Source organism: Ectopseudomonas alcaliphila, assembly GCF_900101755.1.
Lineage (GTDB): Bacteria > Pseudomonadota > Gammaproteobacteria > Pseudomonadales > Pseudomonadaceae > Aquipseudomonas > Aquipseudomonas alcaliphila.
In genome coordinates this window covers 1,405,608-1,423,039 of sequence record NZ_FNAE01000001.1, presented here as the reverse complement: position 1 = coordinate 1,423,039, position 17,432 = coordinate 1,405,608, and the positions used below count along the sequence as shown (strand labels likewise).

Below are 17,432 nucleotides of genomic sequence, written 5' to 3'. Positions count from 1 at the left end.
GACGGTGTTACGTAATGAACCTGAAGTACCCGGTCGCAGTTCTGTTGTTGTTCTGCAGCTTCTGCGTTCACGTGGCGGCTGCCGATTTGCGGCTGTATACCGAAGACTATCGACCCTTCAGCTATCTCGAGAATGGCAAGCCGAGTGGCATGGCTGTGGCGGTGGTCGAGGAGTTGATCCGCCGCACCGGCGAGCCGGCAAGTATCGAACTGGTGCCCTGGACGCGTGGCTATCACCAGGTTCGTCATCAGGCCGACACGGCATTGTTCTCCACCGTGCGCACGGCGCAGCGCGAAGCCGAGTTTCAGTGGGTCGGACCGATCGCGCGAGGTTATACGCGTTTCTACACGCACAAGGATGCAGGGCTGCGGGTTACCAGCCTGGACGACGTGCGCCAACTCGGCACCCTCGCCGTACCCAAGCAGTGGTACAGCTACGAACTGCTGCGCGAGCAGAAACTGGAGAACCTGTATGGCGTGCCGACGCCTCAGGACATGCTGCGCATGTTTCGTCATGGTCGGGTCAAGCTGCTGCTGGCCAACACCCTGACCCTCGACGGCATGCTCGCCGAGCAGGGCATGAATGCGGAGCAGCTGCAGGCACAGTTCGACCTGATGGCCAATGACTCCTATATCGCCTTTTCCTTGCAGACCGATGCCGGTCGTGTCGCGCGCTGGCGGCAGGCGCTGCAGCAGATGCGTCATGACGGCAGCCTGGAACGGATCTATCGGCACTGGTTTCCGACGGCCGATGAGCGGACGTTGATCGATTTGCTGCGCCTCGAGTGAAGTGGCTGCATGGCGCTCCACGGCTTGCTAGGCTGCAAGCCGGAGGGGCGGGGTGATGATGGGTAAGCGTGTGTATCGATGGTTATGTGTCTTGCTGGCGGCGCTGTGCGCGCCGGCGGCGGCACAGCTGCGTCTGCTCACCGAGGATGCGCCGCCGATGAGCTTCATGCGCGAGGGCGAGCCCAGCGGTTTCTCCGTCGAGGTGGTCAGGGCGTTGCTGGCGCGTACCGGCGACAGCGGGCAGATCGAATTGATGCCCTGGACGCGGGCGTTGCATCTGGCCCAACAGGAGGAAGATGTCGCGCTGTTTTCCACCGTGCGCACAGCCGAGCGCGAAAACAGGTTCCAGTGGGTCGGGCCCATCGTGGTCGGCACCACCAGTTTCTACTCGCTCAAGTCCCGTGAGCTCGTCATCGACACGTTGGAGCAGGCCGCGGCTAGCGGGCCACTGGCGCTGCCCAAGCAGTGGTACACCTTCGAAACCCTCGGCTCAAAGGGCTTTACCAACCTCTATGGCGTGCCCAGTTCGAAGCAGATGATGACCATGCTCAAGCATGGCCGGGTCAATCTGATCGCCACCGAGGACCTGACCCTGGCTGGCGAGCTGGCTGCTGTCGACCTCAAACCGCAGGACGTCACCGCGCATGTGCCGTTCATGCGTTCGGCCTATTACATCGCCTTCTCCCCGCAGACTTCGGTGGTGCGAGTGGTGCGCTGGCAGCGCGCGTTACAGCAGATGCATGACGACGGCAGCCTCGCGGCTATCCTCAGGCGCTGGCTGCCGCATGCACCGATGCCGCCCATCGCTCCGTAGCGTCTCGCGTGGCGACTGGTTAACCTGAGCGCTGAAATCCACCGAGTCCGATCATGTCGCGTCGTAATCTCACTCTTGATCTGCGCAGTCGCGCCGGCCTGTTCGCTCACCTTGGTGCCATGGAGCGGGCGGGCGTGCCCATCGATCAAGCGCTGGCGAGTCTGGATCTCGGTGCGCGCCATGAAGCCGCCGTGAAGCGGTTGCGGCAGATGGTCGGCGGCGGGCGCGACCTGGCGAGTTCCGGCCAGTTGAGTGGCGTGTTCACGCCACTGGAAAGTGGCCTGGTGCGTGCCGCGCAGGAGGCCGGCGCGCTGGCGCATATCCACGAGCAACTGGCGCAGCGCTACGACGAACAGGCGCGTCACGCGGCAGAGCTGAGGTCACGTCTTCTGCTGCCGGCTGGTGTGTTGTTACTGGCGCTGGCGGTCAAGCCCTTGCCTGCATTGGTCGCTGGCAGCCTGAGCGGTGCGGGCTACCTGGCGGCCGTACTGCTGCCGGTTTTGTGGCTGTCGGCACTGTTGCTTGGCGCACGAGCGTTGTGGCGCCGTTGGCAGCAGCGACGAAGCGATCAGCCGGGCCCGCTCGATGATCTGCTCCTGGCCCTGCCGGTACTGGGCAGCCTGCAGCGTCGGGCGGATATGCGTAACTTCTGCGACAGCCTCGGGCTGTTGCTGGAAGCTGGAATGCCGGTGCTCGATGCCTTGCCGCGTGCCTGTAATGCGGTGAGTAGCGCAGGGCTGCGGCGGGATTTCGCCAACCTGGCGCCGCGAGTCGCTGCTGGGCAGTCGCTGGTGCGTGCCTTCGATGGGCTGAGCTTTCCCGGCAAAGCCATGCTGATCGGCGTGCTCAATACCGGTGAGGCGACCGGCCGACCGGGCGAGGCACTGCTGCGTTTCGCCCGCCTGCAGGCGCAGCAGCTGGCTGCAAGCCAGCAGATGCTGGCGAGCTGGGCGCCGCGCCTGTTCTATCTGGCCGTCGCCGCCTGGATGGCATACGGCCTGCTGACTGGCGGTGGATTCTTTCCGGCCCTGCCCGCGGAGCTGGCTGGCCGATAATTTGCTGGTTATCGACCACGGCGGTCCGTCTGAAAGCTGGCAGCAAGTGCCTTGCGCTAGCATTCGTCACGTCTACGCCATTACTAAAAAGAGAAAAAAGCGATTCAACCGACTTTGGAATACGCCCCATGCCCATCTTGCAACGTGCATCCCACCATGAGCTACGCAGCGCTTTTCGTGCCCTGCTGGCTTCCGACCGCTGCTATCACACGGCTTCGGTCTTCGATCCCATGTCCGCCCGTATCGCCGCCGATCTCGACTTCGAGGTCGGCATCCTCGGCGGCTCTGTCGCCTCTCTGCAGGTACTCGGCGCGCCGGACTTCGCCCTGATCACCCTGAGCGAATTCGTCGAGCAGGCCGCGCGCATCGGCCGCGTCTCGCGCTTGCCGGTGATCGCCGATGCCGACCACGGCTACGGCAATGCGCTCAATGTGATGCGTACCGTGGTCGAGCTGGAACGCGCCGGCGTCGCCGCGCTGACCATCGAGGACACCCTGCTGCCGGCCCAGTTCGGTCGCAAGTCCACCGACCTGATTCCCATCGAGGAAGGCGTCGGCAAGATCCTAGCTGCGCTGGAGGCGCGTGTCGATCCGCAGCTCTCGATCATCGCCCGTACCCATGCCGGCGTACTGGAGGTGGACGAAGTGATCCGCCGCACTCGCGCCTATGAGGCTGCCGGTGCCGATGGCATCTGCCTGGTCGGGATCAAGGATTTCGCCCACCTGGAACAGATCGCCGCAGGCCTCAAGGTGCCACTGATGCTGGTCACCTATGGCAACCCGGAGCTGCGCGACAACCAGCGCCTGGCGCGCCTGGGCGTGCGCATCGTGGTCAACGGCCACGCCGCCTACTTCGCCGCGATCAAGGCCACCTACGATTGCCTGCGTGAACAGCGCGGTGCGCAGCCGTGCGACCTCAACGCCACCGAGCTGACCCACAAGTACACCATGCCCGAGGATTACATCCTCTGGGCCAAGGAGTTCATGGAAGTCCGCGAGTAAGAGCCTGTTCACGATCTGCTGCGCGTCGACCCTACGGCGTTAAAAACAGGCTCGGACTGCTCATTTACAGCTCGTAAACTCCGTGTCCTCGCCTGTTTTTGCCTTGTAGGCTTCTAGCTCGCAATATCGTGAACAGGCTCCTAGCAAGAACAGCACTTGCACTTCGCATTCCCCGGGCGCATATCTGTCCGCAGAGCGCGAGGAGACAGAGCATGGCAGGCGGTTGGGCAAGTGACGACGCGGTACAGGAGCAGATCGACAGCAGTATCGAAGACGCTGTCGCGCGTGCTCGCAGCCAACTGCCGAAGGGCGAGAGCCTGCGTCATTGCGAGGAATGCGATGCTGTCATTCCCGAGGCCCGTCGTCAGGCGATTCCCGGCGTGCGCCTGTGCGTCAACTGTCAGGCCGAGCACGACCGGGAGAACGCCGCCTTCACCGGCTACAACCGGCGGGGCAGCAAGGACAGCCAGTTGCGTTGAACTCTCAGAACAGCGCGCCGATATAGACTGCGCCGCCGATCCCCGCCTGGATACCAAGATTGGCTCCTGCCATCACCAGGGCTCCACTCGCGGACTGCATCAGCTTGCGGGTCAGTATTGGCGAGATGGTGAGGTTGGCTGCTGGAGTTGTATTCGCCAGCATCGCTGCCGCCAGTAGCTTCGGGTCCAGACCGAACAGCATGGCTGTTGCGGATACACCTAGCGCAACACCCCCGCCCGCTTCCACGTACATGCAGGGGCCGACGATATCGTCGCGGGTGAGGTCGTCAGCCGTGAGGTCGTCGGCGACGAACACCGCGCCGTCGCTGGGGAAGGCTTCCGCTGCTCCGACTCCACCGACGCTCTTGCCCTTGATCTTGATATCCACTTTGCCGAAGCGCGGCAGTTTGGCCCCCATGCCAATACCGGCACCGATGCCGCTGTAGTGCAGTTTGACGTTCTCGCCGGATGGCGAACGCAGGGTTATCGAACCGCCGCTACCGGCAACAAAGGCCACGGTCAGGCCGCCGCCACTGGCCGTGACGTAGTCCCAGCGGCTGGGGTTGACGGGCAGGGGGATGGTCATCATCGACATATTCGCTTCCTTGTGAAGTTTGCTCAGACGCTTTGCTGAGGCGCGCGTCTGAAGAGGGTCAGCAGCCCGCTGACCATGAAGACGGAGCCCAGCAGCCCGAGAAAGACCGAGGTTCCCCAAAGTGCGCCGAAGTCATCGATCACAGCAGAGGTGGCCGGTGCCTCGGCCCGGTAGTAGACCTTTACCGGCATGCCAACCTGATAGCCGTAAATCCAACCGCCCTGGGGGTAGGAAATACGGGCACCGCTGTCATCGGTGAAAGCTATCTCCGGGTGGGAGCCGCCTGCATTGAGAGAGGCGACATTACCTTCGGCCTGAAGGGCGGATTTCAGGAAATCCACGCGAGAAGAGGTTTGCACGACAGTTGCTGTGAGCAGTACGAGGCCTGCCACGGCGAAGAGACCGCCTTTGAGCAGGCGAGATGGAGTAGTGGGCATCCTGTGGTATTCCTGATCTTCCATGAAAATTGCCAGAGAATTCTGGGCCGGACGTTAGGACAGGTATTCGTCTTCGAGATTCCCTGCCACTGCAACACAGCTTGAAACAGAAGGCATTCGCTGATGCCGGTCTGCATTTCGGCATGCGACCAAGCGTGATCATAAGGGTTCGTGGCGATGCATCGCGTGGTGGGGTTCACAAGGACAGCCAGTTGCGTTGAGCAAGCGGTACGGCACCTATACGAGTCCTGATGGTCTAGTGCTACTACAACCGTGACTCAGGAAGAGGTGCCTGCATGACGATTTTCGAAGCCTTGCGCATCAGCCACGACATCCAGCGCGAACTGGCGCAGAAACTGATCGCCACCCAGGGCGACAGCGCCGAGCGCCACGCGCTGTTCTCTCAGCTCAAGCAGGAGCTGACCGTGCATTCGGTGGCCGAGGAACGCCATTTCTATATCCCCCTGATGCAGCAGGACGCCGGCGTCGATCTTTCGCGCCACGCGATTGCCGAGCATCACGAGATGGATGAAATGATCGAGGGCCTGGAAGAAACCGACCCCAGCAGCCCGAGCTGGCTGGCGCAAGCCAAGGCGCTGGCGGAGAAGGTCGAGCACCATCTCAAGGAGGAAGAACACACCTTCTTCCAGATGGCCGGCAAACTGCTTCGCGACAAGGAGAAGCAGCAGCTGGCCGGTGATTATCTCAATGCCTATGGCGAGATGAAGCAGGCGTCCTGATAGACCAATGAGAGCCGGGCGTAACGCCCGGCTATTGCGTCAGAACAGGAAGTAACGCTGCGCCATCGGCAGCACCTCGGCCGGCTCGCACCAGAGTAGCTGGCCATCGGCCCTGACCTGATAGTTCTGCGGGTCGACCTCGATGTTCGGCAGGTAGCCGTTATGGATCAGGCCGGTCTTGCGCACCTCGCGGCAACCCTTGACCACGCCGATCTTCTTCTTCAGACCGAGCTCTTCGGGCACGCCGGCGTCGAACGCGGCCTGGCTGATAAAGGTGATGCTGGTGGCATGGCGACTGCCGCCGTAGCTGGCGAACATCGGTCGGTAGTGCACCGGCTGTGGCGTCGGGATCGAGGCGTTGGCATCGCCCATCAGGCTGGCGGCGATGGCGCCGCCCTTGAGGATCAGTGTCGGCTTGACCCCAAAGAAGGCCGGGCGCCAGAGCACCAGGTCGGCCCACTTGCCCACTTCGATGGAGCCCACTTCATGGCTGATGCCGTGGGTGATGGCGGGGTTGATGGTGTACTTGGCGATGTAGCGCTTGGCGCGGAAGTTGTCGTTGCCCGGTACGTCCTCGGGCAGCGGGCCGCGCTGCTGTTTCATCTTGTCGGCGGTCTGCCAGGTACGAGTGATCACCTCGCCGACGCGGCCCATGGCCTGGCTGTCGGAGCTGATCATCGAGAACGCGCCGAGGTCATGCAGGATGTCTTCGGCAGCGATAGTCTCGCGGCGGATGCGGCTTTCGGCGAAGGCCACGTCCTCGGCGATGCTCGGGTCGAGGTGGTGGCAGACCATCAGCATGTCCAGGTGTTCGTCGATGGTGTTGCGGGTGAAGGGCCGGGTCGGGTTGGTCGAGCTGGGCAGCACATTCGGGAACCCACACGCCTTGATGATATCTGGCGCATGGCCGCCGCCGGCACCCTCCGTGTGGTAGGTGTGGATGGTGCGGCCCTTGAACGCGCCGAGAGTGGTCTCGACGAAGCCGGACTCGTTCAGCGTGTCGGTATGGATCGCCACCTGCACGTCGTACTGATCGGCGACCGACAGGCAGTTGTCGATGGCTGCCGGGGTGGTGCCCCAGTCCTCATGCAGCTTCAGGCCAATGGCGCCGGCCTTGACCTGCTCGATCAGGGGCTCCGGCAGCGAGGCGTTGCCCTTGCCGGTGAAGCCCAGGTTCATCGGGAAGGCATCGGCGGCCTGTAGCATGCGCGCCATATGCCAGGGCCCGGAGGTACAGGTGGTGGCGTTGGTACCGGTGGCAGGTCCTGTGCCGCCACCGATCATGGTGGTGACGCCGCTCATCAGCGCCTCTTCGATCTGTTGCGGGCAGATGAAGTGGATATGGGTGTCGATGCCGCCGGCGGTGAGGATCATGCCTTCACCGGCGATCACCTCGGTGCCGGCGCCAATTGCAATCGTGACGTCCGGCTGAATGTCCGGGTTGCCAGCCTTGCCGATGGCTGCGATGCGTCCGTCCTTGAGGCCGACGTCGGCCTTGACGATGCCCCAGTGGTCGATGATCAGTGCGTTGGTGATCAGGGTGTCGACCACGTCGGCGGCGCACAGCTGACCCTGGCCCATGCCGTCGCGGATCACCTTGCCGCCGCCGAATTTCACTTCTTCACCGTAGGTGGTGAAGTCCTGCTCGACTTCGATCCACAGATCGGTATCGGCCAGGCGCACCTTGTCGCCGACGGTGGGGCCGAACATGTCGGCGTAGGCTTGTCTGCTGATCTTCATATTCGCTTCCCTTGTGGCGCGAAGGCTGGCGTGTGTTTGTCTGTCTGTCAGGGGATGAGGAGCTGTGGTTCTTCTGTAGGAGCGGCTTTAGCCGCGAAACCGTTATCGCGGCTAAAGCCGCTCCTACAAGCGTCACCTCAATCCAGGTCGCCCATCACCCGGCCGGCGAAGCCGAATACGCGGCGCTTGCCAGCTAGGTCGACCAGCTCCACCTCACGGCTCTGCCCAGGCTCGAAACGCACGGCGGTACCGGCCGGGATGTTCAGACGCATGCCGCGCGCGGCCGCGCGGTCGAACAGCAGCGCATCGTTGGTCTCGAAGAAGTGGTAGTGCGAGCCGACCTGGATCGGCCGGTCGCCGCTGTTGGCTACGGATAAGGTCAGGGTGCGGCGACCGGCGTTGAGCTCGATCTCGCCGTCGGCAATCTGGTATTCGCCGGGAATCATCAGTTGGGCCTCGCAAGCGTCTTGTAGTAGATGGCGTTGGCCCGGTAGATGCCGTCCGGGCCGCAGGCGTAATCGGGTAGACCACCAATGCACTGGTAGTCCAAGTGGCGATAAAGCTGTTCAGCGTCGCTGCCGGCCTCGGTATCGAGGTAGAGCAGGCCGCGCTTGCGGGTCGTTGCTTCCTGCTCGACGGCCTGCATCAACAGACGGGCGATGCCCCTGCGGCGCGCTGTGCTGAGTACCAGCAGTTTCTGAATCTCCGCGCGGTTCAGCCCGTTGGGCTTCTGACACAGGCTGAGCTGCACGCTGCCCAGTACGTGGCCCTGCTCATGGGCTACCCAGAGCAGCAGCGAACCGTCTGCCATGCCCGCATGTACCTGGGTGAAATAGTCAGCGGCGCCTCGTTCGTCGAGGTCGGCAAGAAAGCCCAGCGACGCGCCATCCTTGACTGCATCGAGCAGTAGGACGATCAAGCCTTCGCGGTAGTCGTCGAAGCTGCCACTGTCGAGTCGCTGCAGCGTTACGGCCATGGCATTACTCCTTGGCGCCGAGGATCAGTTGCATGAAGGTCAGATCCAGCCAGCGCCCGAACTTGCGGCCGACCTGAGGCATCTGCCCGGTGATGACGAAACCGAGGCGCTGGTGCAGGCGGATCGAGGCGGCGTTCTCCGACTCGATGGCGGCGACCATGACGTGCAGGCGGGCTTCGCGGGCGCGTTCGATCAGCGCCTGCATCAGCACCGGGCCGAGCCCCTTGCCGCGTTGGTCGGCGTGCACGTAGACCGAATGCTCGACGGTCTGGCGAAAACCTTCGATGGTGCGCCAGGTGCCGTAGCTGGCGTAGCCGAGCACCTCGCCGTCTGCATCGCGTGCCACCAGCACCGGGAAGCCCGCCGCCGTGCGTTCTGCCAGCCAGGCGCGACGGTTGGCCAGGTCCACCAGCGTCTCGTTCCAGATCGCCGTGGTGAACTCCACGGCGTCGTTGTAGATGGCCAGGATGCCGGGCAGGTCGGCTTCGCTGGCATTCGCTATCGAATAACTCATAAGTCACGCAATCGGTTGGTGGACGGTGACCAGCTTGGTGCCGTCAGGAAAGGTGGCCTCGATCTGGATTTCCGGGATCATCTCCGGTACGCCTTCCATCACCTGCTCGCGAGTCAGCAGGGTGGTGCCGAAGTGCATCAGCTCGGCAACCGTCTGGCCGTCGCGCGCGCCCTCGAGCAGGGCGGCGGAGATATAGGCCATGGCCTCCGGATAATTCAGCTTCACCCCCCGCGCCAGGCGGCGCTCGGCCACCAGGCCGGCGGTGAAGATCAACAGCTTGTCTTTTTCGCGTGGTGACAAATCCATGACGGCTCCAGTCGTGGTACGGGCAAGGCAGTGCCGTGTCCGCAATAGTGCTTCGGGCGCCTGGTGGAAAGCGGGGTGCGCTGTTCCACTCTGGCGTGGCTGTACTGCAATCTGTAGGACCGGCTTGCTGGCGATTAGGCCTCTGCTGATCGCCGGCAAGCCGGCTCCTACATGTTCGTTGTGCTCAGGTATTCCAGATTCGGGGTGGCACTGCCTCGCGCCCCAGCAGGGCCGGGCGCAGCAGGTACCACAGGGCGATCAGCCAGGCCCGTGCCTTCAGCGCCTCGCTGGCCAGGCAGCGCGCAACCAGCAGGCCCGCGAGCTGGCTGAGGTCACCACGCACGCCGTCGATCTTCAATTCACGGCAGCGCTCCAGCAGCTCGCTGTCCACCTCGCCGCTGACCAGCAGGGTGGCGAACACCGGCTGGCCGTCGAGGCCGATGGGCGAGTCGAGCAGGCCGTCGTCACCAGCTACACGCTGGCGCTCGTGCCAGAGCAGCTTGCCGTCGTGGCGGATATCCAGCGCGGCCTGGAAGTGGCCGCTGGCAAAACGCTCGTCGGCGGCGGGGCGGCCGAGGGCGACGATATCCCAGTAGAACAGGCGGGCGTCGCCGTGCAACTCGATCTGTGTGTGTAGCTCGGCCTGAGCGCCGGCGTAAATGATGGTTTCCTGTGGTAGCCACTCCAGTGTGGCGCCAGCCTCGACGCTCAGGCGCAGGTTCTGCCGGGCGACACCGGCTGCGCGGTACCACTTGGCGGCTCCGGGGCTGGTGAGCTGCACCCAGGTGCGCTCGCCGGCCTGGGCCGAGATGTCCAGCGTGTCACCGCCAGCGATGCCGCCGGGTGGGTGGACGATGATGTGCTGGCAAACCTCCGGGCCTTCGGCGTACAGGTGCTTCTGCACCCTAAGGGGGCCAAGATGGCGCCGCCGCACTGGAGTGGTGCGCTCGCCCTGGCGCGCGTAGGCCAGCTCCAGCTCGGCGGGCCAGCTTGGCGTGAACAGAGCGGCAGGCAGATTCATGGCAAGGCAGGGGTTCCGCAGGATAGTTGACCGAGTGGGCAAGCAAGAGGCGTGCCTCGAACCAAATCGGTGCGTGGTGCGCTGGTCGCCATTGCCATCCACGCAGACGCACGGAGCTGTCGCGGCTAAAGCCCCTCCCACAAGGCGGATCAGCGCTCGTCAGATCGCCACCAAGCCGCGCACACCTTCGGCTTCCATGTTCTCGCCACGGCCCTGCTGGACGATTTCGCCACGGCTCATCACCAGGTACTGATCGGCCAGTTCGGCAGCGAAGTCGTAGAACTGCTCCACCAGCAGGATGGCCATATCGCCGCGCTCCGCTAATTTACGAATCACCGCACCGATCTCCTTGATCACCGAAGGTTGGATGCCCTCGGTGGGTTCGTCGAGGATCAGCAGGCGCGGCTGGCTGGCCAGGGCGCGACCGATGGCCAGCTGTTGTTGCTGGCCGCCGGAGAGGTCGCCACCGCGACGATGCTTCATCTCGCGCAGCACCGGGAACAGCTCGTAGATGAACTCCGGCACGGCCTTGGCCTGGCTGCCGGGAAAGCGTGACAGGCCCATCAGCAGGTTCTCTTCCACCGTCAGGCGGCCGAAGATCTCGCGCCCCTGCGGCACGTAGGCGATGCCGGCATGCACGCGCTGGTGCGGTTTGAATCCGGTGATGGCCTTGCCTTCCCATTGCACATGGCCGTCCTTGGCCGGGATCAGGCCCATCAGGCACTTGAGCAGGGTGGTCTTGCCCACGCCGTTGCGGCCGAGCAGGCAGGTGACCTCGCCGACTTTCACATCGAACGACAGGCCACGGAGGATGTGGCTGCCGCCGTAATACTGGTGGAGTTGTTGGACTTGCAGCATGTCGATGTCCTTTATTCGTTTTGTGGGAGGGGCCGGGCGGCGAACCGATTAGCCGCGATGCTTCTGATCTTTAAGAGCTCGCGGCTAAAGCCCCTCCCACAGGTATGCGTTAGCGACCCAGATAAACCTCGATCACCCGCTCGTCGTTCTGTACCTGCTCCAGCGAGCCTTCGGCCAGCACGCTGCCCTGGTGCAGCACGGTGACGTGGTCGGCGATGCTGCCGACGAAGCCCATGTCGTGCTCCACCACCATCAGCGAGTGCTTGCGTGCCAGGGACTTGAACAGTTCGGCAGTGAACTCGGTTTCGGCGTCGGTCATGCCTGCCACCGGCTCGTCGAGCAGCAGCAGGTGCGGCTCCTGCATCAGCAGCATGCCGATCTCAAGGAACTGCTTCTGACCGTGGGAGAGCAGGCCGGCCGGGCGGTTGCGCGAAGCTTCCAGGCGGATGGTAGTCAGCACTTCCTCGATACGATCCTTCTGCTCGCCGCTGAGCCTGGCGCGCAGGCTGGCCCATACCGACTTGTTGGTCTTTTGCGCCAGTTCCAGGTTCTCGAACACGGAGAGTGCTTCGAACACCGTGGGCTTCTGGAACTTGCGGCCGATGCCGGCCTGGGCGATCTGCACCTCACTCATGCTGGTCAGGTCGTACTGCTCGCCGAAGTAGGCGACACCGTTGTCCGGGCGGGTCTTGCCGGTGATCACGTCCATCATGGTGGTCTTGCCGGCGCCGTTGGGGCCGATGATGCAGCGCAGCTCGCCGACGCCGATGTACAGGGTCAGGTTGGTCAGTGCCTTGAAGCCATCGAAGCTGACGTTGATGTCTTCCAGGGTGAGGATGGTGCCGTGACGGACGTTGACGCCCTTGCCGACGTTCTTGCCGGTGTCCAGCGCCAGGCCGGTGGGGTCGAAGGCGGCTTCGAGCATGGTTTCAGGTACCGGAGTGGCTTTCATTGATCCTTCTCCGTGGAAGTCGTCAGGAGCGCGTCGCGAGCATTTTCAGCTGCAAGGCGCACGGCGCGCAGCGACGAAGCAGTACGAGTGGGTACGGTGAGGAGCGAGCACCGCGCAACGCCGCAGATGGAAAGCGCAGTAGCGATCATGATGACTTCCTCCGCAATAGACCGACGACGCCTCTTGGCAGGAACAGGGTAACGACGATAAACAGCGCGCCCAGGGCGAACAGCCAGTATTCCGGGAAGGCCACGGTGAACCAGCTCTTCATGCCGTTGACCAGGCCTGCACCCAGCAGCGGGCCGATCAGCGTGCCGCGACCACCGAGGGCGACCCATACGGCGGCCTCGATGGACTGCGTTGGCGCCATTTCGCTGGGGTTGATGATGCCCACCTGCGGCACGTACAGCGCGCCAGCCAGGCCGCACAACACGGCGGAGAGCACCCAGATGAACAGCTTGTAGCCGCGTGGGTCGTAGCCGCAGAACATTAGGCGGTTCTCGGCGTCACGCAGGGCGGTCAGCACGCGGCCGAACTTGCTGCGCGCCAGGCGAAAGCCCAGGTACAGGCTACCCACCAGCAGCACCACGGTGGCGAAAAACAGCGCGGCGCGTGTGCCCTGCGCGGTGATGTCGAAGCCGAGGATGCGGGTGAAGCCGGTAAAGCCGTTGTTGCCGCCGAAGCCGGTTTCGTTACGGAAGAACAAGAGCATGCCGGCGAAGGTCAGCGCCTGGGTCATGATCGAGAAGTACACGCCCTTGATCCGCGAGCGGAAGGCGAAGAAACCGAACACCAGGGCGAGCAAGCCGGGCGCCAGCACCACCAGGCACAGCGCCCAGAGGAAGCTGGAGGTGCCGTACCAGTACCATGGCAGCTCGTTCCAGGCCAGGAAACTCATAAAGGCCGGCAGCCCATCACCCGCCGACTGGCGCATCAGGTACATGCCCATGGCGTAGCCGCCGAGGGCGAAGAACAGGCCGTGGCCCAGCGACAGCATGCCGGCGTAGCCCCAGACCAGGTCCAGCGCCAGGGCGACGATGGCGTAGCAGAGGATCTTGCCCACCAGCGTCAGGCTGTATGCCGAGACGTGCAGGGCATGGTCGGCCGGCAGCAGGTGCAGCAGCGGCATGGCCAGCAGCACTGCCAGCACCAGCAGGCCAATGGCGATGGATACCTGCGGGCCGAGTTTGGCGCTGGCGCGGGCCAGCAGCGTTTGGTTTATCGCGTTCATCAGTCGATCACTCGTCTTTTATTTCCGTAGGGCGGGTGCAACCCGCCGCTGCAGCGATGGCGTTCGGTAGATGTGGCGGGTTTCACCCGCCCTACGGTCGAGGGCGCGCTCATCAATCGATTACCCGGCCTTTCAAGGCGAAAAGGCCTTGCGGACGTTTCTGGATGAACAGAATGATCAACGCGAGGATGAGAATCTTGCCGAGCACCGCACCGATCTGCGGCTCGAGGAATTTGTTCACCACGCCGAGGCCGAAAGCCGCCAGCACGCTACCGGCCAGTTGGCCGACGCCGCCGAGTACCACCACCAGGAAGGAGTCGATGATGTAGCTCTGACCGAGGTCCGGACCGACGTTGCCGATCTGGCTCAGGGCCACACCGCCGAGGCCGGCGATGCCCGAGCCGAGGCCGAAGGCGAGCATGTCCACGCGCCCGGTGGGTACGCCGCAGCAGGCGGCCATGTTGCGGTTCTGTGTCACCGCACGCACGTTCAGGCCCAGGCGCGTCTTGTTCAGCAACAACCATGTAAGGGCTACAACAAACAGCGCGAAACCGATGATGACGATGCGGTTGTAGGGCAGCACCAGGTTCGGCAGCACCTGCACGCCGCCGGACAGCCATGCCGGGTTGGCCACTTCGACGTTCTGCGCGCCGAAGGTGACGCGCACCAGTTGAATCAGAATCAGGCTGATGCCCCAGGTGGCCAGCAGGGTTTCCAGCGGGCGGCCGTAGAGATGGCGGATCACCGTGCGTTCGAGGGACATGCCGATACAGGCGGTGACCAGGAAGGCGATGGGCAGCGCGGCCAGCGGGTAGAGCGTGAGGTGTTCGGGGGCCAGGCGCTGGAAGCTCAGCTGCACCACGTAGGTGGTGTAGGCACCGAGCATCAGCATCTCGCCGTGAGCCATGTTGATTACCCCGAGCAGGCCGAAGGTGATGGCCAGGCCGAGGGCGGCCAGCAGCAGGATCGAACCCAGCGACAGGCCACTGAAGGCCTGGCCGAGCAGTTCGCCGATCAGCAGTTTGTTCTTCACCTGGGCCAGGCTCTGTTCGGCGGCGGCGCGCACGGCGCTATCGCTTTCCTCGCCATCGAGCAGGCTTTGCAGGCGCGTGCGGGCCAGCGGGTCGCCGGTCTTGCCCAGGCGCTCCACGGCGGCCAGGCGCACGGCAGGGTCGCTGGCTTCCAGCTGCAGGTTGGCCAGGGCCAGGGTGATGGCGTCGCGCACGGTTTCGTCAGCTTCTGCGCTCAGACGATTTTCCAGCAGCGGCAGCAATGCCGGCGGCGTATTGCGTTGCAGTTGCTTGGCGGCAGCGAGGCGCACGGCAGCATCGTCATCGAGCAATTGATGGCTGGCCACGGCAAAGGCGATCAGGCCGCGCAGGCGGTTGTTCAGGCGCAGTTTGCGCGGCGTACCGTTGGCTTCGGTTGCGCCATCGGCAGCTTGCCAGGTGCCAGCCTGTTCGATGAAGGCGCGTTTGTCGGCATCGCTGCCGACGCGGCCTTGCTGCAGGGCCTGCAGCAGTGGCATGCGCTCGGCTGTGGGCGCGGCGGCCCAGTCCTGCAGCAGTTTGGCCTGCTTGCTGGCGTTGGCAGCGACGAAATCGTCGGCCTCGCCAGCCTGCGCCGCTAGAGGCAGCAACAGCAGCAGGCTCAGAAGAATTCGGGTAAGGGCAGTGGGCATAAGGGTGTCCTTGGCGTAGCGGTCTTCCCGGATTGCATCCGGGCCACGGCTGCCCTCTCCCCCGGCCCCTCTCCCGCAAGCGGGAGAGGGGAGACAAGCGACTCGGTGTGTCGTTGAAACACCGTACTAGTCCCCTCTCCCATTTATGGGAGAGGGTTAGGGAGAGGGGGCTTTTGCCTTAGTTCGACTTCACCGGGGTATCGGCTTTCTTGTCGTTGCCTTCGATGAAGGGGCTCCAGGGCTGGGCGCGAACCGGGCCGTCGGTTTCCCAGACCACGGAGAACTGACCGTCTTCCTGGATTTCGCCGATCATCACCGGCTTGTGCAGGTGGTGGTTCTTCTCGTCCATCTTCAGGGTGAAGCCGCTCGGTGCGGCGAACTCCTGGCCAGCCATGGCTTCACGGACCTTGTCGACATCAGTGGTGCCGGCTTTCTCGACCGCTTGCGCCCACATGTGGATGCCCACGTAGGTGGCTTCCATCGGGTCGTTGGTCACCACGGTGTCGGCGTTCGGCAGCTTCTTGGCCTTGGCGTAGGCCTTCCAGTCGGCGACGAACTTCTCGTTGACCGGGTTCTCCACGGACTGGAAGTAGTTCCAGGCCGCCAGGTGACCGACCAGCGGCTTGGTGTCGATGCCGCGCAGTTCTTCTTCACCCACGGAGAAGGCCACCACCGGCACTTCGGTGGCTTCCAGGCCCTGGTTGGCCAGTTCCTTGTAGAACGGCACGTTGGAGTCGCCGTTCACGGTGGAGACCACGGCGGTCTTGCCGCCAGCGGAGAACTTCTTGATGTTGGCGACGATGGTTTGATAGTCGCTGTGGCCGAAGGGGGTGTAGACCTCTTCGATGTCCTTGTCGGCGATGCCCTTGCTGTTGAGGAAGGCGCGCAGGATCTTGTTGGTGGTGCGCGGGTAGACGTAGTCGGTGCCGAGCAGGAAGAAGCGCTTGGCGGCGCCGCCGTCTTCGCTGAGCAGGTATTCCACCGCCGGGATGGCCTGCTGGTTTGGCGCTGCACCGGTGTAGAACACGTTCGGCGACATCTCTTCGCCCTCGTACTGCACCGGGTAGAACAGCAGGCCGTTGAGCTCTTCATAGACCGGCAGCACGGATTTGCGCGATACCGAGGTCCAGCAGCCGAAGGTCACCGCGACCTTGTCCTGGGTCAGCAGCTGGCGGCCACGCTCGGCGAACAGCGGCCAGTTGGAGGCCGGGTCGACCACCACCGCTTCGAGCTGCTTGCCGAGCACACCGCCCTTGGCGTTGATCTCGTCGATGGTCATCAACGCCATGTCTTTGAGCGAGGTTTCGGAAATGGCCATGGTGCCGGACAGCGAGTGCAGGACGCCGACCTTGATGGTCTCGGCGGCCTGGATGGACCAGCTCAGGCCCATGGCGGCGATGGAAGCGGAAAGGGTAAAGGCCTTGATCAGGCTGCGACGTTGCATGGTGCGATCTCCATTCACAATTGTGAGTAAGTGGACAGCGTTGTTATTGGTGGCAGTGATTCAAAGGTCGTTTACGTCACCTTTGCGCCGGCAGTGCCCGTTGCCGGGCGCTGTGCAGCATGTGCAGGGTGATCTTGCGCACTTCCGCTTTGCTGACCTCTATGTGGGTCTTGAGCAATAGCTGTGCCTCTTCGCAGCGACGCGACAGGATCGCGCCGAGGATGCGTGCGTGTTCCTCGTAGGTGAGCGCCACGCGCGGCCCCTGGGTGAAGTCCAGACGCCTGATAATTCGGATTTTTTCGCTGATTTGCGCATGCAGCCGGGCCATCTCGCGATTGCCGGCGGCTTCCACCAGTTGGCAGTGAAAACGCTCGTCCAGACGCGAGACTTCGCGGCCGTCCTGCAGACGCTCCTCGGGTTGCACCATCCAGGTGCGACGCAACTGTTCCAGTGCATCTGGTAGCTCGTCATTGGGGCGTTCGCACAGGCGCTTGACCGCTTCCAGTTCGAGGACGATGCGCACTTCGTAGAGCTCCTCGAAGTGAGCGAAGTCGAACGGCTTGACCTGCCAGCCGCTGCGGAAATACACCTCCAGATAGCCCTCGCGCTCCAGGCGATACAGCGCCTGGCGCACCGGCGTGCGGCTGGCGGCCATGCGCTCGGCGATCTCGCCTTCGCTGAAGCGATCACCGGGCAGCAGGCGGAACTCGAAGATGTCGTCCTTGAGCTGCAGGTAGATGCGCTCGGCGAGATTCTCCGGGCGCTCCTTGCCGCGCTTGGCCGGGCTGACCAGTTGCATC

The 17,432-nt window shown here is 63.7% G+C and carries 20 protein-coding genes; 6 read left to right on the top strand and 14 right to left on the bottom strand.

Going from position 1 to position 17,432, the window contains the following annotated elements; all coding sequences use genetic code 11:
- Positions 1–14 precede the first annotated feature (14 nt).
- The 5 genes from BLR77_RS06760 to BLR77_RS06740 all read left to right on the top strand — a co-directional run bounded on the left by BLR77_RS06760 (position 15) and on the right by BLR77_RS06740 (position 4,137).
- Complete coding sequence (locus BLR77_RS06760) at positions 15–788, top strand: substrate-binding periplasmic protein (RefSeq protein ID WP_074676162.1); 774 nt, start codon at positions 15–17, stop codon at positions 786–788.
- Between the two features lie 55 nt (positions 789–843).
- Positions 844–1,602: a substrate-binding periplasmic protein gene (locus tag BLR77_RS06755; RefSeq protein ID WP_169716321.1), complete on the top strand. Its 759-nt coding sequence runs from the start codon at positions 844–846 to the stop codon at positions 1,600–1,602.
- Between the two features lie 53 nt (positions 1,603–1,655).
- Positions 1,656–2,657, top strand: a complete 1,002-nt coding sequence (locus tag BLR77_RS06750) for a type II secretion system F family protein (protein WP_074676160.1) — start codon at positions 1,656–1,658, stop codon at positions 2,655–2,657.
- A 137-nt stretch (positions 2,658–2,794) separates the two neighbouring features.
- Positions 2,795–3,658 carry an isocitrate lyase/PEP mutase family protein gene (locus BLR77_RS06745; protein ID WP_139202914.1) on the top strand — a complete coding sequence of 288 codons (864 nt, stop codon included), beginning with the start codon at positions 2,795–2,797 and terminating at the stop codon, positions 3,656–3,658.
- A 212-nt stretch (positions 3,659–3,870) separates the two neighbouring features.
- Positions 3,871–4,137: a DksA/TraR family C4-type zinc finger protein gene (locus BLR77_RS06740; RefSeq protein ID WP_074676156.1), complete on the top strand. Its 267-nt coding sequence runs from the start codon at positions 3,871–3,873 to the stop codon at positions 4,135–4,137.
- Between the two features lie 4 nt (positions 4,138–4,141).
- On the opposite strand, the gene BLR77_RS06735 is transcribed toward BLR77_RS06740, so the two are convergent.
- Both BLR77_RS06735 and BLR77_RS06730 read right to left on the bottom strand, forming a co-directional pair.
- Positions 4,142–4,732: a hypothetical protein gene (locus BLR77_RS06735; protein ID WP_074676154.1), complete on the bottom strand. Its 591-nt coding sequence runs from the start codon at positions 4,730–4,732 to the stop codon at positions 4,142–4,144.
- Positions 4,733–4,755: 23 nt separating this feature from the next.
- Positions 4,756–5,169, bottom strand: coding sequence for a DUF3592 domain-containing protein (locus BLR77_RS06730; protein WP_074676152.1), 414 nt, complete (start codon positions 5,167–5,169; stop codon positions 4,756–4,758).
- A gap of 296 nt (positions 5,170–5,465) precedes the next feature.
- Here BLR77_RS06730 and BLR77_RS06725 point away from each other — a divergent pair, with 296 nt between their 5' ends.
- The gene (locus BLR77_RS06725) at positions 5,466–5,909 is read left to right on the top strand and encodes a hemerythrin domain-containing protein (RefSeq protein WP_074676150.1); all 444 of its coding nucleotides are present in this window, start codon (positions 5,466–5,468) and stop codon (positions 5,907–5,909) included.
- Between the two features lie 39 nt (positions 5,910–5,948).
- Here the strand turns inward: BLR77_RS06725 and ureC are convergent, their stop codons facing one another.
- From ureC to BLR77_RS06665, 12 genes are all read right to left on the bottom strand, one after another.
- On the bottom strand, positions 5,949–7,649 hold the full coding sequence (gene ureC, locus BLR77_RS06720) for an urease subunit alpha (RefSeq protein ID WP_074676149.1): 1,701 nt from the start codon (positions 7,647–7,649) through the stop codon (positions 5,949–5,951).
- 137 nt (positions 7,650–7,786) lie between these two features.
- Positions 7,787–8,095, bottom strand: coding sequence for an urease subunit beta (locus BLR77_RS06715; RefSeq protein ID WP_074676148.1), 309 nt, complete (start codon positions 8,093–8,095; stop codon positions 7,787–7,789).
- Positions 8,095–8,625, bottom strand: a complete 531-nt coding sequence (locus tag BLR77_RS06710) for a GNAT family N-acetyltransferase (protein ID WP_074676146.1) — start codon at positions 8,623–8,625, stop codon at positions 8,095–8,097. The genes BLR77_RS06715 and BLR77_RS06710 overlap by 1 nt, the downstream gene beginning before the upstream one ends.
- A gap of 4 nt (positions 8,626–8,629) precedes the next feature.
- Positions 8,630–9,139: a GNAT family N-acetyltransferase gene (locus tag BLR77_RS06705; RefSeq protein WP_074676144.1), complete on the bottom strand. Its 510-nt coding sequence runs from the start codon at positions 9,137–9,139 to the stop codon at positions 8,630–8,632.
- Between the two features lie 3 nt (positions 9,140–9,142).
- A complete protein-coding gene (ureA, locus tag BLR77_RS06700) occupies positions 9,143–9,445 on the bottom strand; it encodes an urease subunit gamma (RefSeq protein WP_074676143.1) in 303 nt (100 codons plus the stop codon).
- Between the two features lie 184 nt (positions 9,446–9,629).
- Positions 9,630–10,466: an urease accessory protein UreD gene (locus BLR77_RS06695; RefSeq protein ID WP_074676141.1), complete on the bottom strand. Its 837-nt coding sequence runs from the start codon at positions 10,464–10,466 to the stop codon at positions 9,630–9,632.
- Positions 10,467–10,625: 159 nt separating this feature from the next.
- Positions 10,626–11,324, bottom strand: coding sequence for an urea ABC transporter ATP-binding subunit UrtE (urtE, locus tag BLR77_RS06690; protein ID WP_074676139.1), 699 nt, complete (start codon positions 11,322–11,324; stop codon positions 10,626–10,628).
- A gap of 109 nt (positions 11,325–11,433) precedes the next feature.
- Positions 11,434–12,276 (bottom strand): urea ABC transporter ATP-binding protein UrtD, encoded by an 843-nt coding sequence (gene urtD / locus BLR77_RS06685; protein WP_074676138.1) that lies wholly within the window; start codon positions 12,274–12,276, stop codon positions 11,434–11,436.
- A 145-nt stretch (positions 12,277–12,421) separates the two neighbouring features.
- On the bottom strand, positions 12,422–13,507 hold the full coding sequence (urtC, locus tag BLR77_RS06680; protein WP_074676137.1) for an urea ABC transporter permease subunit UrtC: 1,086 nt from the start codon (positions 13,505–13,507) through the stop codon (positions 12,422–12,424).
- A gap of 112 nt (positions 13,508–13,619) precedes the next feature.
- Positions 13,620–15,188: an urea ABC transporter permease subunit UrtB gene (gene urtB, locus BLR77_RS06675; RefSeq protein ID WP_074676135.1), complete on the bottom strand. Its 1,569-nt coding sequence runs from the start codon at positions 15,186–15,188 to the stop codon at positions 13,620–13,622.
- A gap of 178 nt (positions 15,189–15,366) precedes the next feature.
- Positions 15,367–16,632, bottom strand: a complete 1,266-nt coding sequence (gene urtA / locus BLR77_RS06670; protein WP_017678746.1) for an urea ABC transporter substrate-binding protein — start codon at positions 16,630–16,632, stop codon at positions 15,367–15,369.
- 76 nt (positions 16,633–16,708) lie between these two features.
- Positions 16,709–17,431: a GntR family transcriptional regulator gene (locus BLR77_RS06665; RefSeq protein WP_074676133.1), complete on the bottom strand. Its 723-nt coding sequence runs from the start codon at positions 17,429–17,431 to the stop codon at positions 16,709–16,711.
- Between the last annotated feature and the right edge of the window lies 1 nt (position 17,432).

What these genes read in the sequence shown, in the direction of transcription:
- BLR77_RS06760 (WP_074676162.1), top strand. Translation starts at nt 15, where the DNA reads ATGAACCTGAAGTACCCGGTCGCAGTTCTGTTGTTGTTCTGCAGCTTC.
- BLR77_RS06755 (WP_169716321.1), top strand. Translation starts at nt 844, where the DNA reads ATGATGGGTAAGCGTGTGTATCGATGGTTATGTGTCTTGCTGGCGGCG.
- BLR77_RS06750 (WP_074676160.1), top strand. Translation starts at nt 1,656, where the DNA reads ATGTCGCGTCGTAATCTCACTCTTGATCTGCGCAGTCGCGCCGGCCTG.
- BLR77_RS06740 (WP_074676156.1), top strand. Translation starts at nt 3,871, where the DNA reads ATGGCAGGCGGTTGGGCAAGTGACGACGCGGTACAGGAGCAGATCGAC.
- BLR77_RS06735 (WP_074676154.1), bottom strand. Translation starts at nt 4,732, where the DNA reads ATGTCGATGATGACCATCCCCCTGCCCGTCAACCCCAGCCGCTGGGAC.
- BLR77_RS06730 (WP_074676152.1), bottom strand. Translation starts at nt 5,169, where the DNA reads ATGCCCACTACTCCATCTCGCCTGCTCAAAGGCGGTCTCTTCGCCGTG.
- BLR77_RS06725 (WP_074676150.1), top strand. Translation starts at nt 5,466, where the DNA reads ATGACGATTTTCGAAGCCTTGCGCATCAGCCACGACATCCAGCGCGAA.
- ureC (WP_074676149.1), bottom strand. Translation starts at nt 7,649, where the DNA reads ATGAAGATCAGCAGACAAGCCTACGCCGACATGTTCGGCCCCACCGTC.
- BLR77_RS06715 (WP_074676148.1), bottom strand. Translation starts at nt 8,095, where the DNA reads ATGATTCCCGGCGAATACCAGATTGCCGACGGCGAGATCGAGCTCAAC.
- BLR77_RS06710 (WP_074676146.1), bottom strand. Translation starts at nt 8,625, where the DNA reads ATGGCCGTAACGCTGCAGCGACTCGACAGTGGCAGCTTCGACGACTAC.
- BLR77_RS06705 (WP_074676144.1), bottom strand. Translation starts at nt 9,139, where the DNA reads ATGAGTTATTCGATAGCGAATGCCAGCGAAGCCGACCTGCCCGGCATC.
- ureA (WP_074676143.1), bottom strand. Translation starts at nt 9,445, where the DNA reads ATGGATTTGTCACCACGCGAAAAAGACAAGCTGTTGATCTTCACCGCC.
- BLR77_RS06695 (WP_074676141.1), bottom strand. Translation starts at nt 10,466, where the DNA reads ATGAATCTGCCTGCCGCTCTGTTCACGCCAAGCTGGCCCGCCGAGCTG.
- urtE (WP_074676139.1), bottom strand. Translation starts at nt 11,324, where the DNA reads ATGCTGCAAGTCCAACAACTCCACCAGTATTACGGCGGCAGCCACATC.
- urtD (WP_074676138.1), bottom strand. Translation starts at nt 12,276, where the DNA reads ATGAAAGCCACTCCGGTACCTGAAACCATGCTCGAAGCCGCCTTCGAC.
- urtC (WP_074676137.1), bottom strand. Translation starts at nt 13,507, where the DNA reads ATGAACGCGATAAACCAAACGCTGCTGGCCCGCGCCAGCGCCAAACTC.
- urtB (WP_074676135.1), bottom strand. Translation starts at nt 15,188, where the DNA reads ATGCCCACTGCCCTTACCCGAATTCTTCTGAGCCTGCTGCTGTTGCTG.
- urtA (WP_017678746.1), bottom strand. Translation starts at nt 16,632, where the DNA reads ATGCAACGTCGCAGCCTGATCAAGGCCTTTACCCTTTCCGCTTCCATC.
- BLR77_RS06665 (WP_074676133.1), bottom strand. Translation starts at nt 17,431, where the DNA reads ATGCAACTGGTCAGCCCGGCCAAGCGCGGCAAGGAGCGCCCGGAGAAT.